At 36.5% G+C, this 19,785-nt stretch carries 17 protein-coding genes; 3 read left to right on the top strand and 14 right to left on the bottom strand.

Annotated elements, in window-relative coordinates:
• Nucleotides 1-517 precede the first annotated feature (517 nt).
• From A5866_RS15665 to ulaG, 8 genes are all read right to left on the bottom strand, one after another.
• The gene (locus A5866_RS15665; protein ID WP_086444883.1) at nt 518-1,849 is read right to left on the bottom strand and encodes an APC family permease; all 1,332 of its coding nucleotides are present in this window, start codon (nt 1,847-1,849) and stop codon (nt 518-520) included.
• A gap of 148 nt (nt 1,850-1,997) precedes the next feature.
• Nucleotides 1,998-2,708, bottom strand: coding sequence for an L-ribulose-5-phosphate 4-epimerase (locus A5866_RS15660; protein WP_086280580.1), 711 nt, complete (start codon nt 2,706-2,708; stop codon nt 1,998-2,000).
• Complete coding sequence (locus A5866_RS15655; protein WP_086280577.1) at nt 2,698-3,558, bottom strand: L-ribulose-5-phosphate 3-epimerase; 861 nt, start codon at nt 3,556-3,558, stop codon at nt 2,698-2,700. Before A5866_RS15655 ends, A5866_RS15660 begins: the two co-directional genes overlap by 11 nt.
• 5 nt (nt 3,559-3,563) lie before the next feature.
• Complete coding sequence (locus A5866_RS15650; protein WP_086280574.1) at nt 3,564-4,202, bottom strand: 3-keto-L-gulonate-6-phosphate decarboxylase UlaD; 639 nt, start codon at nt 4,200-4,202, stop codon at nt 3,564-3,566.
• A gap of 162 nt (nt 4,203-4,364) precedes the next feature.
• Complete coding sequence (locus A5866_RS15645) at nt 4,365-4,664, bottom strand: PTS sugar transporter subunit IIB (RefSeq protein ID WP_086280571.1); 300 nt, start codon at nt 4,662-4,664, stop codon at nt 4,365-4,367.
• A gap of 30 nt (nt 4,665-4,694) precedes the next feature.
• Nucleotides 4,695-6,173 (bottom strand): PTS ascorbate transporter subunit IIC, encoded by a 1,479-nt coding sequence (locus A5866_RS15640; protein ID WP_086280568.1) that lies wholly within the window; start codon nt 6,171-6,173, stop codon nt 4,695-4,697.
• Between the two features lie 15 nt (nt 6,174-6,188).
• On the bottom strand, nt 6,189-6,647 hold the full coding sequence (locus A5866_RS15635; RefSeq protein ID WP_086280566.1) for a PTS sugar transporter subunit IIA: 459 nt from the start codon (nt 6,645-6,647) through the stop codon (nt 6,189-6,191).
• A 15-nt stretch (nt 6,648-6,662) separates the two neighbouring features.
• Nucleotides 6,663-7,727, bottom strand: a complete 1,065-nt coding sequence (ulaG, locus tag A5866_RS15630; protein ID WP_086444884.1) for an L-ascorbate 6-phosphate lactonase — start codon at nt 7,725-7,727, stop codon at nt 6,663-6,665.
• A 197-nt stretch (nt 7,728-7,924) separates the two neighbouring features.
• Here ulaG and A5866_RS15625 point away from each other — a divergent pair, with 197 nt between their 5' ends.
• From A5866_RS15625 to A5866_RS15615, 3 genes are all read left to right on the top strand, one after another.
• Entirely contained in the window at nt 7,925-8,689 is a 765-nt protein-coding gene (locus tag A5866_RS15625) for a hypothetical protein (RefSeq protein ID WP_086280561.1), read from the top strand.
• Between the two features lie 15 nt (nt 8,690-8,704).
• Nucleotides 8,705-9,472 (top strand): DeoR/GlpR family DNA-binding transcription regulator, encoded by a 768-nt coding sequence (locus A5866_RS15620; RefSeq protein WP_086280559.1) that lies wholly within the window; start codon nt 8,705-8,707, stop codon nt 9,470-9,472.
• Between the two features lie 63 nt (nt 9,473-9,535).
• Nucleotides 9,536-10,465, top strand: a complete 930-nt coding sequence (locus A5866_RS15615; protein ID WP_086280557.1) for a LysR family transcriptional regulator — start codon at nt 9,536-9,538, stop codon at nt 10,463-10,465.
• A gap of 191 nt (nt 10,466-10,656) precedes the next feature.
• Here A5866_RS15615 and rlmN read toward each other — a convergent pair whose 3' ends face one another.
• The 6 genes from rlmN to nhaC all read right to left on the bottom strand — a co-directional run bounded on the left by rlmN (nt 10,657) and on the right by nhaC (nt 19,571).
• Complete coding sequence (gene rlmN, locus A5866_RS15610; RefSeq protein ID WP_086280555.1) at nt 10,657-11,727, bottom strand: 23S rRNA (adenine(2503)-C(2))-methyltransferase RlmN; 1,071 nt, start codon at nt 11,725-11,727, stop codon at nt 10,657-10,659.
• A gap of 210 nt (nt 11,728-11,937) precedes the next feature.
• A complete protein-coding gene (locus A5866_RS15605) occupies nt 11,938-13,761 on the bottom strand; it encodes an ABC transporter permease (protein ID WP_086280552.1) in 1,824 nt (607 codons plus the stop codon).
• On the bottom strand, nt 13,751-14,500 hold the full coding sequence (locus tag A5866_RS15600; RefSeq protein WP_086280549.1) for an ABC transporter ATP-binding protein: 750 nt from the start codon (nt 14,498-14,500) through the stop codon (nt 13,751-13,753). Before A5866_RS15600 ends, A5866_RS15605 begins: the two co-directional genes overlap by 11 nt.
• Before the next feature lie 109 nt (nt 14,501-14,609).
• Complete coding sequence (locus tag A5866_RS15595; protein WP_086444885.1) at nt 14,610-15,311, bottom strand: GntR family transcriptional regulator; 702 nt, start codon at nt 15,309-15,311, stop codon at nt 14,610-14,612.
• A gap of 398 nt (nt 15,312-15,709) precedes the next feature.
• Nucleotides 15,710-18,085 carry a DNA translocase FtsK gene (locus A5866_RS15590; RefSeq protein WP_086444886.1) on the bottom strand — a complete coding sequence of 792 codons (2,376 nt, stop codon included), beginning with the start codon at nt 18,083-18,085 and terminating at the stop codon, nt 15,710-15,712.
• A gap of 106 nt (nt 18,086-18,191) precedes the next feature.
• Nucleotides 18,192-19,571, bottom strand: a complete 1,380-nt coding sequence (gene nhaC / locus A5866_RS15585) for a Na+/H+ antiporter NhaC (protein ID WP_086444887.1) — start codon at nt 19,569-19,571, stop codon at nt 18,192-18,194.
• Nucleotides 19,572-19,785 lie beyond the last annotated feature (214 nt).

Raw genomic sequence — 19,785 nt, 5'->3', positions numbered from 1 at the left:
CCCTCCTTACAGTAAATATACGCAATTAAATAAAAAAATAGCGAAAAAAAACTAAAACAAAACAGGTTGTTTTGTCTTAGTTTTAAAAATCATCTTAGTTATTACGTTTTTCATTCAAGCTTTTCTAATTCAACTTTACCTAATTATTTTGGATCAAATCAATAGAACTTAAAAATAGATGATCCATTTCTAATCTTTAACGTAAAAAAATAAAGCTGTAAACGTTGAAAAATCAACACTACAGCTTTACCAAGAGTTCTGATGCACTATCTTCCCCAAAATAGTTTATCGTTTTGATATATCCATTATACTAAAAAAACGATCAGAATAACTTTCAGAAATTGTTAATTTTATTAAAATTTTTGAGAAAAAGTTACTCCCACTCAAAAGGGTTGAGTAGGAGCACTTGCTTTATCTAATGACAAAGACTTAGATCAACTCTATTATATCAAATATTTTAGTTTATTTTTCTCAATCTCTTAGTATAAAGTGTTAACTTTTTGACAATACTTCTCCCTTATTTGATCTTTCGTCTATTTATTTTTTGATTTATCAGATAAACTGGAATTCCTAGCAATGTAATCCCGATCCCAATACTAGCCAAAATGGTTTGTGTAAACAATGTAGTAATCAAAATAAACGCTCCACCTAAAATTGCGATGATTGGAATGATGGGATAAAACGGGACTCGATAAGGTCGATTAAGTTCAGGCTCTTTTTTTCTTAAAATCAATACAGCCACAAATATCAATAAACTAAACAGCCACATAACAAAAACCAGCATATCAGTCAATAAATCAAAACTACCTATAGACATCATGATAGCCGCAATACTAAATTGAAAAATTCCTGCCATATAAGGAACCACAAACTTCTTCGATAATTTTTGAAATTGTTGACTGAAAGGGATCATCCCTTCCAATGCCAACGCATATGGAACTCGAATTCCTGTCATCGTATATCCATTCAATGCGCCGTAAACAGAAATTAAAATACCGATTGTCACTAATTTACCGCCAATCGAACCAAAAATTTGGTTTGAAGCTTCTGATGCAGCATTGAGATTGCCTGAAAGTTGCTCAATCGGTAATGTTTTTAAGAAAACAAAATTGATTAAAACATAAACGATTGTAATAAACGTCAACCCCAAAAAGATTGCTTTCGGTAAATCTTTTTCTGGTCGTTTCATTTCTCCAGCTACAGCTCCTACGCCTAACCAACCATCGTATGCAAACATTGTTGCCAACAAAGAACCACTAAGTGCTTGAATAAAACTACTATCTCCGCTAGGTTTGACAGGAAATAATGAGACCTCCACATTTGCTGGCATGAATAGTCCTACCAGCACGATCAAAGCAATTGGGATCATCTTAATAATTAATGTAAATGATTGCATACTTGCCGCTGTTTTTGTTCCCAATAAATTGACCACAGTCACACTTAATCCAGTTGCAAATGCTATTGGTAGTAAAAAATCGTTTGATAAATGGAATAAGTGAATAAACTGAGTACCAAAAATAATTGATAGTGCTGCAATATTTGCGGGAAAGTAGATCACACTTTGTGCCCATCCCAATAAAAATCCTGGTAACTTTCCATAAGTATACTCAATATATTTGACGGCCCCGCCAGTTTTTGGAATTGCTGTGGCTAACTCTGCACTAGTTAACCCTGCACACAATGTCAGTATACCTCCTAAAATCCAAGCAAAAATCGTTAGACTCGGAGACTGAGCAAAACTGACTACACTTGCTGTTTTAAAAAATACTCCTGCTCCAATAACAGTCCCCATAACTGTTGAAAAAGCGCCAAATAAAGAAATCTCACGCTTTAAATTATTCTCTTCCATGCCTATCCCCTCTCTATCTATCAAGTTATTTTTCTAGTATAGCTTTTCTGAAGTTAAATTCAAGTCTTTCCTAGTCATTACAAAGAAAAAAGTATAGATAAGCCTTTATCAAGCTTTATCTATACTTTTAATTGAAAGAAATTTAGCTCTAATTTTGCCCATAATAAGCGTTTGAACCGTGTTTTCTAAAAAAATGTTTATCTAAAAGATATTGTGGAATTGGCTGAATAGCTTCATTCACAACTTCTGTCATACTCGCCATTTGTGCTATTTCATCTAAAACAATGCTGTTTTCTACAGCTTTTTGCGGCGTTGGTCCCCATGTAAATGGTCCATGACCGTACACTAACACTCCTGGAACAGCCAAAGGATCGATTGCTTTTTCTTTGAAGGCTTCTACAATCACTTTCCCAGTCTCAAGTTCATAGGCTGACGTAACTTCTTCTGGTGTTAATTGACGAGTACAAGGCACCCCACCATAAAAAGTATCAGCATGAGTGGTTCCGTATGCAGGAATTTCACGACCTGCTTGTGCCCACATTACTGCATATTTTGAATGTGTATGTACCACTGAACCAATTTCTTTAAACGCTTTGTATAATTCTACATGGGTCGCTAAATCAGATGACGGCTTTAATCCTGCCTCTATTGTCTCTCCATTCAAGTCAGTCACGACCATATCACCCGACTTCATCGTACTATAAGAAACTCCACTCGGTTTGATTACGATCACCCCAGCCTCTCGATTGATCTCACTCACATTTCCCCAAGTAAGCTTGACCAATCCAGCATCAGGTAGCTCCAGATTTGCAGCAAAAACCCTTTCTTTCATTTCTTGAATCAATTGTTCAGTTGTCAATATAGCCTGCCTCCTTTAAATATGGCCATAAAAATGCTTTTGCTTCTTCTATTTCTTTTTCAGGAGTGTCGCTATTTTCACTCCACATTTCAATTAAGAATGGACCATGATATTCCAACCGTTTCAATGTTTTGAGACATCCCAAGAAATCTACACAGCCATTGCCAAATGGCACTTCTTTAAATTTCCCAGCAAACTGATCTGTCACGGCTAATGTATCTTTTAGATGAATCGCAGAAATTTGATCGATTCCAATTTCTAGTTCATAGCCAACATCATTTCCCGGCCACGCTGATAGATTGCCAAGGTCGGGGTATACTTGTAAATAGGGGGAACGAATTTGTTCTTTGATCTTTAAAAATTTGGAGATGGAATTTATGAACGGATCGTCCATAATCTCAATAGATAAGACAATTTCCTTGGATGCTGCCATTGCTACAGCCTGCTTTAAATTTTCAATAAAATATTCCCTTGATCTCACTGTTTTCTCTTCGTAATATACATCATAACCGGCTAATTGGATTGTACGTACCCCTAAATCCGATGCTAAATTTAGCGCTTTTTCCATCAATACCAAAGCTTTTGCTCGTACTTTAGCATCCTCTGAACCAAAAGGAAAACGTCTGTGTCCGCTTAAACAAATCGATAAAATTTTTACATTTGTCTCATAAATGGCTTCTCTGATTTCTTTACGTTCTTCACGAGTCCAGTCCAACCGATCAAGTCGCTCATCTGTTTCATCAATCGACATTTCAACAAAATCAAAACCTAGCTTTTTTGCAAGTAACAAACGTTCTTTCCAACTAATATTTTTAGGAAGTGCTTTTTCGTAGATCCCTAATGTAGTCACCTATCTCACCCCCAGATACGTTTGATTTCAGCTTGAAAATTTTTGGCTGCCTGTTTTGGATCAGCAGAAGCCGTAATGCCTCGCCCCGTAATAAAGGTATAGACTTCAAGATCTTTGAATAAGGTTAATGTTTCAATATCCAAGCCTCCAGTAACAGAAACTCTAAAGCCCATTTCAATTAGTTTTGCTACCTTGGCCAGATCTTTCTCTCCCCACGTTTCACCTGCTAAAAGAGCGTCTCGGCTTTGATGATAAATTGCTTGAGAAATGCCTGCATCTAACCATTTTTGGGCCTGGTCATAGGTCCAGTCTCCATATAGTTCAACTTGAACTTCTTCCACTTCTTTTGCTGCAGCTTCCATCGTTGGAATCGTTGCACAGCAAATGACAGTCATCCAGTCTGCTCCAGCTTCGCGGCAATTTTTAGCAACGGTTCCGCCAGCATCTGCACATTTCGTATCAGCAACAACTTTCTTATCGGGATACAAGGCACGAATGCAACGAACAGCTTGCTCTCCTGCTTGTAAACAAAGAATTGTGCCAACTTCTACAATATCAACAATTTCACCAACAGCTACCACATCTTTGATCGCACTAGGTAAATCCGAATGGTCTAAAGCTACTTGTAAATTAGGTCTACTCATTTCATTTTCTCCCTGCTTTCATTTATCATGAGAGCCTGGGACATAACTCAAACAGTTATGTTTCAGGCTCTTCGTATCCGAATAAACGGTGGGAGCAGAAGCAACTCCTTCTTATCTCTCGGAGTTAAACACTTCTGTCCCAATCTCATAATTTTGCCATAATTATTTAAATTTAGCCGCTAAATCTGTTTCTTGAACACGCTCACTGATTTCTTTAGCAGACATTACATTTTTCACACCTACTACAGTAATGCCTTTTTTCTTAGCAGCTTCAAACATATTTAAAAAATTCATTGGACAAAAGACAACGTCATATTGTCCTGCTGTGCTTTTCCCTTCAGAAATAGCACAATGGTGAATATTGGTAATGTTAAATCCTAGTTCTTTCAATGCTTTCTCCACACTTTTTTTCATCATTAAACTGGTTCCTGATCCATTTGCACATGATACTAATACTCTCATTTTAAATTCCTCCAATCATATTATTAAGAATTAAGCGTTTTTTGCCGCCATTTTTTTTACATATTCATCATAATCTTCAGCAATCAAGAAGTAGCCTTCCGGATTTGCCCGATATTGCAATTGTGGAATTGCCAATAGTAAAATCACTACTAAAGCGACTCCAAAATAACCTAAATACTTCATTAGAATCGTCATTATCGGCCAAACTGTTGCCCAGTCAAACATACCAATGTACCCACCATACTGAGACAATCCGATAAATGCCGCTATCAAAGCAGAACCTAAAACTTGGATCACACCTGAAATAAACGGGAAGATACAGGCTGCTTTAAACCCGCCACGATTATTTGCATAAACCGCAATTACAGCATTGTCAAAAAATAACGGAATAAATCCTGCAATCACGATAACTGGTGATTTAACTAAAATCAGTAAACCAATCGTGATAAATTGTCCTAGGGCACCAAATAAAAAGCCAATCGTTACAGCGTTCGGTGAACCAAAACCAAAGGTCGCAGCAACATCGATACCTGGTACAGCACCCGGCAACAATGTATTGGAAATACCTTGGAATGATTCTGTCAATTCTGAAACGAAGGTTCGGACACCTAATTGTAAAATAGCAAGATAAACTGCAAAATATAAAGCTGTTTGTAAAATATAGAAAAAGAAACTTTGCCCTTGCTCCATAAATCCTGCCTCGATCAGATAGGCTGGTCCTAATACAACTAAAATGATTCCAAAAAAGAAGAGCATCAAAATGGAAGTAGCAACCATATTTTCATTGAAGATCGATAAGAAGCCTGGCAACTGTACATCTTCTAGCTTTCGATTATTTTTATTTTTTTTCATTTTTTCAGATAGTCGAGCAAAAATGTATACCCCAAACATCTGTTGATGGGCAATTGCAAAACCTGCTCCTTCTGTTAAATCTTGCGTGATATCAACGGTTAAATTCGATCCAACAGCCCAATAACAACCTAAAATAAGTCCCATGATCAACAATATTTGAATCTGACCTAAATCAGGAAAACAGAAAAGTAAAATCCAAAACGCTGTTGCCGCCTGTTGAATTTGAACATTCCCTGTTGTAAAAACAGCTCGCAGCTTTGTATACTTCTTAAAACGGACTAATAAAATATTCATGACAAAGGCAATCAATAATAAAATCATCGTATCACTGAATGTTCGTCCAAAAGTTTCTTCAATACCTGCTGTAACAGCATTTTGACCAAAGTAAGGATCAATGACCATTGCATCTAAATTAAAGCGTTCCTTTAACCCCACTAAAATTGGTCGAAAATTATTCACCAAACCGCCCGATCCAACCGTCAAGATCAAATAACCAACCGTTGCTTTTAAAAAGCCCGCAATACTTTCATATAACGGTTTTTTAAGTAAAACATAGCCCAATAGAACAATAAACCCAATTAAAAATGCCGGCTGCGTCAAGATATTTGCAGCGAAATAATCCCAAATTTCCATGAGAAAATCCAATACTTGTGTCATTTACTCCCCTTCTTTCTATACGTCAAAAGTTGCCATCACTTTTTCGTAATCCTCCATATTCTCGACATCCATCAATGCTTCGATCACCCCATCAGTCATCAACATCTCAGATAGATTTGAGATATTTTCTACATGCTCTTCGCTATTTTTAGCAGCTAAAGTGAAAAATAAACGTGCATTCTTTTCAGCGTTATTCTCTTCAAAAACGACATCTTGACTCATTTTTGTAAATGAAATCGCCGTTCCTAAGACACCTTGACTATCTTCTGAAGAATGCGGCATAGCAACACCTGGTACGATCACGATATAGGGACCATATTTTTGAACACATTCTACGATTTCATCAATGTACTGTTGTGTAATGATGCCTTTTTCCAATAGTGTCTGACAGCTTAAAATAATCGCATCTTGCCAATTATCAGGAGTATCGGTACAAAATTGGATCAATCCATTATCATAAAAATACTTTAGCATTCGCTCTCCTCCTTCTTATAAAAATGATGGAAACGGTGTATCATTGTCCCTTGTAAAGACATCATCAAACCCACGGTAGAAATTAAATTCAAGTTTATCTTTGTCGTTTGGATAGGTAAATTTCCCACCAACTTGCCAAATAAATGGTTTAAATTGATAATCCAAGCGATCTTTTTTAAACTTCCAGATTTCTGTTATTTCCTTTGGATCCGCCATAAAGTTTGCCCAAATATCATAATGAACTGGTATCACCACATTGGCATTTAAAGATTCTGCCATTCGTAGCATATCAACTGACGTAACTTTATCCGTGATCCCACGTGGATTTTCGCCATATGCGCCTAAACAAACATCGATTTTGTGCTCATTCCCATGTTTAGCAAAAAGATTAGAATAATGTGAATCTCCTGCATGATAGATATTGCCACCACTTGTTTCAAATAAATAATTGACAGCGATTTCATCCATATCTTGAGGTAATTTGCCTTTCAGTATTACTTCAGGATCCTCACAAGTTACCAGAGCTGTTCTATCAAACGCTTCTAGAGCAACAATATCCACATCATTGATCGATAGACGATCACCAGGTTTTACGATTGTGGTTTTCTCTTCTGGAATGCCCCATTTTAACCATGTATTTACCACTTCTTTCGGTCCAATAAACCGTGCCTTCGGACAATTTTGATGGACGGCCGCAGCTGTATTGATATCTAAATGATCCGAATGAATATGAGTCACGACCAACGCATCGACGTCTTTGACCGCAAATGGATCGATCACAAAGGGCTGAGTTCTAAGATTAGGTTGCATGTTCTCACATCCACTCATCCGCATCATTTGATGCCCTTTTTTCATTTTGCCATTGCCATGTGTTCGTTTTCCAGTTCCGCACCAAAGGTCACATAAAATGTTCGTCCCTTCATGTGACTTCAACCAAATCCCTGTACAGCCTAACCACCACATAGAAACGGTTCCTGCCTTGACTTCTTCCTGTTCGATCTCCTCATTCAAGTAAGTTCCCCATTCAGGAAAAGTGCTTAAAATCCAACTTTCTTTTGTCACATCATGAATTGTTGCCATACGATCCCTCCACATTTTCTCAATCTCGATTACACTTTTTATTCTACAATATTTTTAACCGTTTTCAATCTGTTTATACGATCGTTTTAACCATTTTAAGAACGTTTACATTTAAAAAGAAATTATACAGGATTATAGCTTCTTTTTTTATGTTCATATCACATCTTTTATGATATAGTTGCGATGAGGTGAGAAAGATGAAGAATTTAGTTTGGAAAAGTATTTACTTTTGGAAAAAAGGCTTCCTATGGGCTGCTTATGTATTGTTTGCGTTCTATATTTATTATCTAGTCACTAGTTCTCAAGAATTAGGCGCAAAGCTTATTTTTGGCTGTCTGGGTGTTATTGTCTTAAGTATCGTTATTCTTTTTGAGTATTTAAAAAATCTATATGAAAAAATGATTTATGCTTTGACGGTCGAATGTGATTTACAAAAAGCCATTGCTTTAAAAGGAACCTTAAAGAAAAAAGATTTGTTTAATGGCTTTAAACAGTCTATTATTATTTTTGACAGTCTTCTTTTATTGGATGAAGGAAATTACGAAGTTTGCCTAGAGCATTTACATAAAAATCAGCATTTCTTTCATTCCACATTGGATTACCTCTTCATTTATTATCATACGCAAATGTATTGCTATTTTTTTTTAAAAGATGAAGAAAATTTAACTACTTGCCTAGAACACTTATTGAAACTGAAAAATGCTAAAAAGAAACAAATGAGCGGCTTGTTTTCTTGGCATGAAATCATTGGAATAAGATATTTCTATCAAAACCGAAATAAAAAATGCTTAAGTGAATTGGCTTTAATTGATAAGAACCGTTTAAATAATCGGGAAATGACCTATCTTTTATATCTAAAAGGCCAATCTCTACTTAAACTAAATGAAACATCAGAAGGCTATCGTGTGTTAAAAGAGGCAAAAAGAATAGGAAACACACTCGCTGTCGCACAGATGATCTAGAGGGGAGGAAATTACATGAAAAGCTCACACCAAACAATTAAAAATCGTCGTGATAAACTATTGGATTTGCTGCATAATGAAACTAGTTTACTGGTGAAAGAAATCAGTCATGAATTAGCAGTTTCAGAAATCACGGTTCGCCGCGACCTGACTGCTTTAGAAAAAATGGGGTTAGTTCAACGAGCCCATGGAAAGGCCCAAATCGTTCAAAAAACTGGAACAGAAGATTATAATGAAGAGATCGAAGTCTTAAAAGATGCTATTGCAAAAAAGGCTGGAGAGTTTGTTAAAGAAGGCAATACCTTGTTTATCAATACAGGCTCGACTGCATTATCTTCCTTAAAACATTTAGGAGAAAAACGTGTAACGATTGTGACTAACAATGTCAAAGTCGCTAATTTGGACCATAATCCAAATGCCACCGTAATTTTGTCTGGTGGCGAAATTCGTTTTCCAAAGGAAGCCTTAGTTGGGGACATTGCTATTGATTCATTTTCAAAGATGTCCTCTGACATTTCAATCATCGGTTGTTCAGGTCTTAGTGTTGAAAATGGCATCACAACACCCGTCTTACACGAGTCTAAAATCAATTCACTGATTATCGAACGTACAAATGGTTTAGTAGTCGTCGTTGCAGATTATCGTAAAATTGGTTTTTCATCTAATTTTACGAGCGGTACTATTAAAGATATCAACTATTTGATCACCGATACATTCGCCTCACCAGAAGTGCTTCGAGAAATCGAGAAGCAAGGTGTTCAAGTGATTCAAGTTGAAGTCTAAGCGTTCAACATCATTTGTTTTATCACTAGGAGCAAGCGCTTTAAATAAAAGGAGGATCGTATCATGCGGATCAAGCAATTAGATTATATTGTAAAAGTCGTTGAATTAGGTTCTGTCAATGAAGCAGCCAAACATCTTTTTATCACTCAACCAAGTCTTTCCACTGCTATCAGAGAATTAGAGCAGGAAATGAATATTCAAATTTTTCAGCGGACTCAAAAAGGCATGGTTCTTACCACGGAAGGCACAGAGTTTTTGTCCTATGCCCGCCAAATCTTGGAGCAAGTCGACTTGATGGAAGAAAAATACAAAGGAACAGAGACTCGTCGTAGATTATTTTCTGTTTCTGCACAACATTATGCCTTTGCAGTCCATGCCTTCGTCCAATTGATCAAATCTTATGAACAAAATGAATATGAATTTACTTTTCGGGAAACTCAAACTAATAATATTATCGAAGATGTCAGCACGTTTCAAAGCGAATTAGGTATCTTGTATTTAAATACATTTAATGAAAAAGTGATTCGTAAATTATTAAAAGAAAAAAAACTTGTGTTTCATCCTTTATTTACAGCTCATCCACATGTTTTTATTAGTAAAAAAAATCCTTTAGTTGGGAAAAAATCAGTTACCTTAGCCGATCTAGAAGACTTTCCCTATCTTTCGTTTGAACAAGGTCAATTTAATTCTTTCCACTTTTCAGAAGAGATATTAAGTACTCGCTATCATAAAAAAAGCATCCGCGTCAGTGATCGGGCAACGTTATTTAACTTTCTGATTGGGGTGGATGGCTACACAATCAGCTCTGGTGTCTTAAGCCGAGAATTAAATGATGAAAATATTGTTGCCTTGCCTTTAGAAGTAGATGAAACGATGGAAATCGGCTGGATCCATCCGGCTCAGATGCCACTATCTCCGATGGGCGAAGAATATTTACGTTATTTAGAGGAACATATTATCGATTATGGATTTAGTATTATAAATGTAAAATAAAAAATTCCTGATAAACCATTTCGGCTTTATCAGGAATTTTTTCATTATAAGTTCTATCAACTTTTCTTAAGAATTAAACACTTTTTCCAGCTTTTTTCGTCTAGCTTAAAAAAGCAATTCTTTAGGAAAGTAGATAATTGAATCAGGGAATAAAGATCATTCCCAGCTCCAATTCCTAACTTTCTCAAGAATTAAACACTTTTTCCAGCTTTTTTGATTTGTTTACTTCTTAATTGTCCGCAAGCTGCATCGATATCTGTACCATATTCTTTTCTGATTACACAATTAACGCCATTTTTCTTTAAAATATCATAGAATTTCAATACGTCCGCTTTTTCACTACGGCTATATTGATCATGTTCACTAACTGGATTATATGGAATCAAGTTAACAAAGGTTAACTTCTTCTTGTCTTTCAACAAGTCAGCTAATTGCTGAGCATGTTCTGGGCGGTCATTTACATTGCTCAACATGATATATTCAAACGTGATCCGGCGATTTGTTTTTTCCAAGTATTCATCAACAGCACCCATTAATTTCTCAATTGGGAAACTGCGGTTGATGCGCATGATCGATGTCCGAACATCATTATTTGGTGCATGTAGCGAAATGGCTAGATTGACTTGCAGACCATTATTTGCAAACTCTTTGATCTTCGGCACTAAACCACTTGTTGAAACCGTAATATGACGTGCTCCAATAGCTAAACCTTTTGGATCATTGATCGTATGTAGGAAATTCATTAAGTTATCATAGTTATCAAATGGTTCACCGATCCCCATCACAACAATATGGCTTACTCGTTCTCCTTGTCCGCGTTCATCAAAATAATGTTGAACTAGCATGATTTGCGCAACAATTTCCCCTGCTGTTAAATCACGTTGTTTTTTTAATAAACCACTTGCACAGAAAGTACAGCCAATGTTACACCCTACTTGAGTCGTCACACAAACAGACATTCCATATTCTTGACGCATTAAGACCGTTTCAATCATATTCTTATCTGGTAATTCAAAGAGATACTTCACTGTGCCATCTTTGGCTTCTTGGATGATGACTTGACGCAACGGATTAATGATAAAGTTTTCTTCTAATAATTCAATTACATCTTTTGATAAATTTGTCATTTCGCTAAATGCCATAACACGTTTGATATAAAGCCATTCCCAAACTTGGGTGGCACGGAACTTTCTTTCGTCATGTTCGATAAACCATGCGATCAGTTCTTCTTTTGTTAAACCATAAATGGATGCTTTTTCCACTAGTTGTCTTCCTCATTTCTTCTAAACATTCGCTTCATACTATAACGTATTGTGCCCGATTTGTCTATATGTTATCTGGTTTAGTCCATCAAATTAGACTTTTCTTATCCCTTTGATTTTACGCCTACCATTATTAACGTATACTCCAAAAAATTCAAAAAACAATATAAAAATCGATACAAAACGTGTTCTGTTTTGTATCGATTTTTATTATATTTGAACTAAGCGATAAACTTTTTTGAAATAGAAAACACGAGCAATTAGGTAATACCCAATTTGAATCAGGATAAACACTCCTAACACTTGCCATCCTGCTACTTGCATTCCTTGATTAAACATGTGATACATCGCCGTTAGTGCGACTGCACCATGGATCACCGAAACAATGATCGGTGTAAAGAATAAGATTCCAACCTGTTGATAAATCATCTTCTTCAACTCTTTCTTCGTTAACCCCATTTTGTAAATCATCTTGAATTTCTCTACATCCACATCCATATCGCTATACAATCTGAAATATAGGAAACTTCCAGCTGATACAAAGAAAACAATACCGATAAAAATTCCGACAAATAAAATTGGTGCATATTCATCTGTAATTGTTTGTTGTGAATAACTCTTAGCCATTAATGCTACGTTTTTTTCCTGGAATTTACCAATCGAAACCAGTTCATCATAATTAGCATTTTTTGGTTGCCAAACAGTTGTAGTGGTACTTTCTAAATTTTGTAGCTCACTATTATCCGGTACCAGTATAGTTGTTCCATAAGCTGAAACAACATTCGTTTTTTCCGTTTTAATAACTGGCAATATCGTCTCGTTTGGTAGTGCTACTTCATTAAGTGTTGTTTCTTTCATGCCCACCATATTAGTTGGAAGCAATTGGACAGCTTTTCCTTCTGTCTGGATTGTTGGCTTTTTAACCAACTCCGCAAGGTGATTATACTCAGACTCTTTAACAAAGTTAACATGATCAGCATTTGTATAAGTTGTCAGTTTTCCTTCGTCGACTTGAATCCCTTTATCCGCCAACAATTGAGAAAATTCTTGTTGAACTGAAGCTGTCTCTTCAGCAGTTCCTGTAACTTGGAATTCATACGGAATTTCATTCATACCATCTAGAATCATATTTTGAAAGCCATATAATGTACCAATCGCAGCAAAGGCCACTGTTGAAATGATTGATACTAAGAAAAACGAGCGGGCATTATCTTTCATACGAAATGCTAAATCTGAAAAAACAACCATATTCGTTTTTTTCCAAAAAATACTTTGTTTCTTTTTCAATCGTTCAATTACTGAAACGCTTAATTGATTAAATAAGAATCGAGTCCCAGCAACGACTAAAAAGATTACTGGAATCATAACCATCGGTACTAACATTCCTTTGACTAATAAAGCAATCGCATAGCCTACACCAATCAATAAGATCGCTAAAATGGTTTTAATCGGAGAGCTTTTGATCGTCCCTTTACCAAGGTCTCCTGCTTTCAACAATTCTTGTAAACTTAATTTTGGCAATCGGAATTGAATAAAAAATGAAATAGCTAAAAATAATACTGCAAATGAAATTACGGTCAAAACAAGTGCTTGTAAGGGAAAATAGAACCCAAAATTGACATGCATCAATTTATTACTTAACCATAAAATCACTTGTGAAAAACCAATTCCAGCAATGCTTCCCATGATCGTAGCAAAAAAACCAATGACTAAATTTTCGATAAAGACCATTTTTTTCAGCTGCTTTGGGCTCATTCCTTGAATCATCAATAAGCCAAACTCTTTTTTCCTTGATTGGATAAAGACATCCATTGAATATAGAACAAAGAAAAAGGCAAAACCGTAAATAATGATTGCAGCGGCCAACATGCCAATTTGAGCATTTTTATTTAAGCCATTTGATAATGCTGGATGAAATGCAAAAACTGTAAATGTAAAGAACACCATTACTGAAAAGAGCGTACTCAGAAAATAAGCCATATAAAGATGCTTATTTCTTAAGGTATTGCGAATAACAAATTGACTAAAACTCATTATCAACACCTTCAATCTCAGATAGTTTTACCATAATTTCATCGTAAAACATCTTTTGATTGCCATTATGGCGGATTTCATCGATCAATTCACCATCTTTGATAAAGACGATTCGTTTACAATAGCTTGCAGCTAGTGGATCATGTGTAACCATTAAAATCGTGGCTTTTTCATCTTCATTTAATTGTTGTAATAGCTGCATAACATCTTTTGATGATTTTGTATCTAAGTTTCCTGTCGGTTCATCCGCCAATAGGAGTTGTGGTTGATGAATCATCGCACGAGCTACAGCAACACGTTGCGCTTGTCCTCCCGAAATTTCGGCAATTCGTTTTTTCAATAAACTAGCAATACCTAAACGTTTTGCTAATAGGTTTAGTTGTGTTTTCATGATTGAGATTTTTTCACCATCTAAAGTTAATGGTAAAACAATGTTTTCTTCAACTGTTAACGTTGGCATCAAGTTAAAGCTCTGGAAGATAAAGCCTAATTCTCTTCGTCTAAATTTAGCAATTTCTTCTTGATTTAGTTGATTCGGATCTTTTCCGTTCATTAGAATATGACCTGAAGTTGGTTGGTCAATCGTTGCTAAAAGATTCAAGAAAGTACTTTTCCCACTACCAGAAGGTCCCATGATTCCAATAAATTCACTATCATTTACGGTTAAATTTAACCCTTTTAACGCTTCATATTTAATTTCTTGTCCATATGTTTTCGATAAATTTTCTACTTGTAACATTATTATCGCTCCTTTTCTCTACTATGCTAGTCTATTCTAATTCTAACTAACATACCATAGAAAAAAATAACAAGTTACTTACACTTTTGTAAGTAACTTGTTATTTGATTCACGCTTCATATTCAATTACATATGGATAAAGAGCTGTATTATAGATTGCTTCAGAAAATTCAACGATTTTTCCAGAAAGACCAACCGATTTACGAATTCTTTTAAGTCCATTTTTTTCCGATGTCGCTAAAATTTCTTGTTGTTCAGGGGTTAATTCTACAGTTTGAAAGCTGTCTTCAAACTTCATGATCTCAATGCCATGTTGATCCATCAAACGATACAATGATTCATTCTCAAAATCTTCTAATGGAACATCAGCTAAGCTTGTTGGTAAGAAGTAGTTAAAATAAATATAAGGTTGATCATCTAAGGTATATAACCGAGAGACTTTCACTGCTTTTTCACCTAACGATTGATGCACTGCAGAACCTGGTGCTAATGCTACTTTTTCTATGTTTAAAATTTTCTTAGCTACCTTTTGTCCTGAATCATTTAAATACTCTGTAAAGGTTCCGGCTTTTGATAATTTATTGTAAGGACGGTTACTTAAAACAGTCGTTCCTTTGCCGCTTTTTTTCTCCACTAATTCTTCTGATGATAATAATTCAATAGCACGGCGAACGGTGATTTTACTCACATCAAATAGTTGCTCAAGTTCCGCCTCTGTTGGTAACAATGATCCTACAGGATAAGTACCATCCATGATATCTGCCTTGATTTGCTCTGCAACGTCTAAATAGAGTACGCTTTTTCTTCTCATATTATCCATCCTTATATTTTTTATTTAGTTTATCATTTCATTTCAATTTTATTTATGCTTGTTTAGATTACTCTAATTCTAATCGTATTTCTGATTTAATTCAACTTAGCATCTGATTTCCTGCTAGTATTTCGTACATTATACCAAAGAATCCATTTATCGAAAACCTCTTTAGAAAAGTAACGCTCATAATCTACTCTATCTTAGAAACTTAATAAAAAGAGCCTGGGACATAACTCAAAAAGTTATGTTTCAGGCTCTTCGTATCCGAATAAACGGTGGGAGCAGAAGCAACCCCTTCGGAAATAAGCTGAACTTCACAAAAATTTGAAGTGCAATTTTCGTGAAGTTCAGCTTATTTCTCGGGGTTAAACACTCCTGTCCCAACCTCCTTTTTATTATTCTGATCCCTGATCCATCGGTCCATCATGTGGTACAGGCTCAAGAAAGACTTTTCTTGGCTTACTCCCTTCAGACGGTCCAATCACACCATGCTCTTCTAATTCATCAACTAAGCGTGCTGCCCGATTATATCCGATTCTAAAGCGTCTTTGCAGTAGGGAAATACTTGCGGTCTGCATTTCTACGACCAACGCCTTAGCCTCTTCATATAATTCGTCTTGAGGTGCATCTCCAGATCCGCCACTTGTTGTTTCTTCTTCTGTTGGCATCATATTTTCTTGGTAATCAGCTTCTTGCTGCTCTGTAACAAAAGCCACAACCCGTTCCACTTCATGATCTGAAATAAAGGCTCCTTGAACACGGATTGGTTTATTCTCTCCCATCGGTAAGAACAACATATCACCACGACCCAAAAGTTTTTCGGCACCGTTACTATCGATGATCGTTCGTGAATCCGTTCCACTTGAAACGGCAAAGGCCATTCGTGAAGGAACATTGGCTTTGATGATTCCTGTGATAACATCCACACTAGGCCTTTGAGTTGCTAAAATCATATGGATACCAGCAGCCCTTGCCATTTGTGCTAAACGAATGATCGCATCTTCCACTTCATTACTGGCAACCATCATCAAATCAGCTAACTCATCAACAATAACAACAATAAATGGTAATATTGGACGATTCTCACCGTCTTCAAGGTTTCGCTGAATGACTAATTCATTATATCCAGAAATATTCCGGACACCAGCCGCTGCAAATTTTTCATAACGAAATTCCATCTCTTGAACGACTTTTTGCAAAGCTTGGGCAGCTTTTCTTGGATTTGTAACAACTGGTGTTAATAGATGAGGAATCCCGTTGTAGACATTCAACTCAACCATTTTCGGATCGATCATCATCAGTTTTACTTCATGAGGTTTTGCTCTCATAAGAATACTGGAAATAATGCCATTGATCGCAACTGATTTCCCACTACCTGTTGATCCAGCAATCAGTAAATGCGGCATTTTAGCTAAATCAGCTGATTGAACCATACCAGAAATATCTCGTCCAAGTGGAACTTCCAATAGTTTATCTGGATGACTTGGTGCAGCTTCAATAATATCTCTGAATGAAACAGTGCTGACAGTGCTGTTTGGCACTTCGATCCCAATCAATGATTTCCCTGGAATCGGTGCTTCCATCCGTACATCTTTCGCAGCAAGTGCTAAGGCGATATCATCTGTTAGACTAACGACTTTACTAACTTTAACCCCTACAGCTGGTTGAATCTCAAACTTTGTGACAGCAGGTCCTAGGCTTGCTTTGACAACCTTGGCATCTACACCGAAACTCTTAAAGGTTTGTTCCAGAACGCCAATATTTTTTTCGATTTTCTGATACTCACCACTTTGATCAGCTGCAGGAATTGAATCCAACAACGTTGAAGGCGGCAATTCGTAATCACGATCTTCCGCTTCTTCTGAAATTTCAAATTCTAATTCGCCGCCTTCGTCAAGCTCCGGCTCGGCCATTGGTTTTGCTTGAACTGCCTGAGCTTCTGTTTGACTTTGGAAGCTATCGATTGGCACCAAGGTTAATTGTTCTGGTTCCTGAAGGTCTTTTTCTTCTTGTTCCCATGCTTCTTGCGCTAGTTTTTCACCAGGTGTTAATTCACGCACATCATTTTTTAGACGTTCTTGCGCACGTTGCTCCATCTCTGCTTGTTTAGCTGCACGTTTTTCTGCACGCTTCGTTTCTTTTTCAGCTTGACGTTCTGCACTTCTAGCCGTTAAACTACTAAGTTTTTCTCGAATGATCTGCAAACCATTCATCACTTGTTGAAAATCAAGCATACTCATTAAAAAGACACCAATCGCAATCAGTAACCCGGCAATCAAATAGCTACCAAACTGAGCCACTAAAAAAAACGTTAGACTATACAGAGCTGCACCAATCATACCGCCACCGACATTTTGAGCAACAGTACTTGCCTTTAGATCCATTCTAAGAAATTCCCATGTCGTTCCCATAATATCAGGTGTTTGGGTCCCTACACTACGAAACATGTATGCATGTAGCAATAACAAAATACCTAAATAAACAAATACTCCGCCAATCATTGCCCGGCTTTTTTTTATGGGAAACTCTTTCCCAAAAATAACGAGTGACAGGCCATAAAGCATCAGTAATAATGCTGCTACTGAAAATGTATTTCCTATTACTACACGTAAACCATTGGCGATCAATGTGCCAAGAAATCCTAATTTTAATAGTCCAAATAATCCGAAGAAGATAAAAAAGATACCGAGAAAAATGAAATTAAGATGTTCTTGTTGCTGTTGTTGCTTTTTTGTTTTTTTCTTTTTTGCACTTTTCCTTTTTTGTGCCATGTAACATCCCTCTTTTCAATCAATATCCATTATACCTAAAAATCGAGCCGAACAAAAGTACCCCCATTGTTTCTCTTAAAATTTTAATGATTTTCAGTAGAATTCTTTATTTACTCATCGCTCGTCTTTGGATGCCGATGCCTGTCATTCCTGAAAGAATCGACAAAATCGGACACAATAAGATAAAGAAACTAAAGGGTGCGTATGCTAATGTAGATACTTGTAACGTACTTGCCATAAACACGCCACTTACCCCCCAAGGAATCAGTGAATTCAGTACAGTACCAGAATCTTCTAACGCTCTAGACAACACTTCTGGGGCGAGTTCTGCTTGATCATAACTTTCTTTAAAGGCCCGTCCTGGCAGAATAATCGATAAGTACTGCTCACCAATCATCAAATTAGCTAACGCTCCACTAAACACTGTTGCCGCAACTAAACTACCGGTTGATTTTAATTTATGCGCAAGCGGGGCCATCAGTACAGTCATCACATCCATCTTCATTAATAAACCACCTAACGACAACGTTAAAAGAATCAATGAAACTGACCACATCATACTTTGGATCCCACCTCTAGTCAACAACGCATCGATTTGCTCCATACCAGTTTCTGAGACAAACCCATTTTCAATAATCGTGCTTAACTGTTTCAAGTCAACATTTTGTGTTTGAATTATATACATCACACTAGACACTAAAATTGTCACTAATAATGATGCAATTGCGGGCACTCGTTTGATTGAACACACCACCAGTAATAAAATCGGTAAAATTGCCCACCAACTAATTGCAAAATTCTCTTGTAAAACGGCTAAAAACTGTTTGGTTTCTAAATCAGTCTGTCCAATTTTTGTTTGAAACCCAATTACTGCGTATAAAATAAACGAAATAATAAACGCTGGTACGGTCGTCCACATCATATTTCGAATATGCTTAAATAGATCTGCTCCCGCTACAGCTGAAGCTAAATTGGTCGTATCCGATAGCGGAGACATTTTATCCCCAAAGACTGCCCCTGAAATAATCGCTCCTGCCAAAATAGCAGAGTTGAAGCCCATCGAGATCCCCATTCCCATCAAGGCTAAACCAATTGTTGAAACTGTTGTAAAGGCACTTCCGATTGAAATCCCCACAACTGCACAGCTAACAAAAGCCGAAGGTAAAAAGATTTTAGTGCTGATAACTGAAAATCCTGCAAACATCATCGTTGGAATTACACCACTTGCAATCCAAACTGCAATCAGAGCTCCGATCAATATGAAAATGACCATGGGAACAATCCCTGTTTTTACGCCTTCAATAATTCCTTCATGGATTTTGTCCCAAGAAGCACCACGCCACTTACTCCAGCCAATCAATAAACCTAACGCACATAATACAGGAAAAATTGGGCTCATGCCAACGCCAATCACACAAATACTAATAATCAATAATAATGACAAAAACACAACTAATGCTTCTTTAACACTCAATTCTTTCTTCATTTACGTTCCTCATTCTTTTTATAAATTTGATTGTTGAATACAAAAAAATCCCTGACAATCTGAAAAAGACTGTCAGGGACGTATAACGGTGAGAAAAAATCAGCTCCTTCGGAAATAAGGAGCTGAATACTTTTGTCTCGGCCTCAATCTACACGCGGTACCACCCAAATTGAAATTAAAAAATAATTTCCTCTCAAAAGACGCTAACGGATCT

The organism is Enterococcus sp. 12C11_DIV0727 (genome assembly GCF_002148425.2).
Lineage (GTDB): Bacteria > Bacillota > Bacilli > Lactobacillales > Enterococcaceae > Enterococcus_L > Enterococcus_L lemimoniae.
This window is presented reverse-complemented; position numbering and strand designations above follow the sequence as displayed.

What these genes read in the sequence shown, in the direction of transcription:
- A5866_RS15590 (WP_086444886.1), bottom strand. Translation starts at nt 18,085, where the DNA reads ATGGCACAAAAAAGGAAAAGTGCAAAAAAGAAAAAAACAAAAAAGCAA.
- A5866_RS15620 (WP_086280559.1), top strand. Translation starts at nt 8,705, where the DNA reads ATGAAAAGCTCACACCAAACAATTAAAAATCGTCGTGATAAACTATTG.
- A5866_RS15595 (WP_086444885.1), bottom strand. Translation starts at nt 15,311, where the DNA reads ATGAGAAGAAAAAGCGTACTCTATTTAGACGTTGCAGAGCAAATCAAG.
- A5866_RS15645 (WP_086280571.1), bottom strand. Translation starts at nt 4,664, where the DNA reads ATGAGAGTATTAGTATCATGTGCAAATGGATCAGGAACCAGTTTAATG.
- ulaG (WP_086444884.1), bottom strand. Translation starts at nt 7,727, where the DNA reads ATGGCAACAATTCATGATGTGACAAAAGAAAGTTGGATTTTAAGCACT.
- A5866_RS15635 (WP_086280566.1), bottom strand. Translation starts at nt 6,647, where the DNA reads ATGCTAAAGTATTTTTATGATAATGGATTGATCCAATTTTGTACCGAT.
- A5866_RS15615 (WP_086280557.1), top strand. Translation starts at nt 9,536, where the DNA reads ATGCGGATCAAGCAATTAGATTATATTGTAAAAGTCGTTGAATTAGGT.
- A5866_RS15650 (WP_086280574.1), bottom strand. Translation starts at nt 4,202, where the DNA reads ATGAGTAGACCTAATTTACAAGTAGCTTTAGACCATTCGGATTTACCT.
- A5866_RS15600 (WP_086280549.1), bottom strand. Translation starts at nt 14,500, where the DNA reads ATGTTACAAGTAGAAAATTTATCGAAAACATATGGACAAGAAATTAAA.
- nhaC (WP_086444887.1), bottom strand. Translation starts at nt 19,571, where the DNA reads ATGAAGAAAGAATTGAGTGTTAAAGAAGCATTAGTTGTGTTTTTGTCA.
- A5866_RS15665 (WP_086444883.1), bottom strand. Translation starts at nt 1,849, where the DNA reads ATGGAAGAGAATAATTTAAAGCGTGAGATTTCTTTATTTGGCGCTTTT.
- A5866_RS15605 (WP_086280552.1), bottom strand. Translation starts at nt 13,761, where the DNA reads ATGAGTTTTAGTCAATTTGTTATTCGCAATACCTTAAGAAATAAGCAT.
- A5866_RS15625 (WP_086280561.1), top strand. Translation starts at nt 7,925, where the DNA reads ATGAAGAATTTAGTTTGGAAAAGTATTTACTTTTGGAAAAAAGGCTTC.
- A5866_RS15640 (WP_086280568.1), bottom strand. Translation starts at nt 6,173, where the DNA reads ATGACACAAGTATTGGATTTTCTCATGGAAATTTGGGATTATTTCGCT.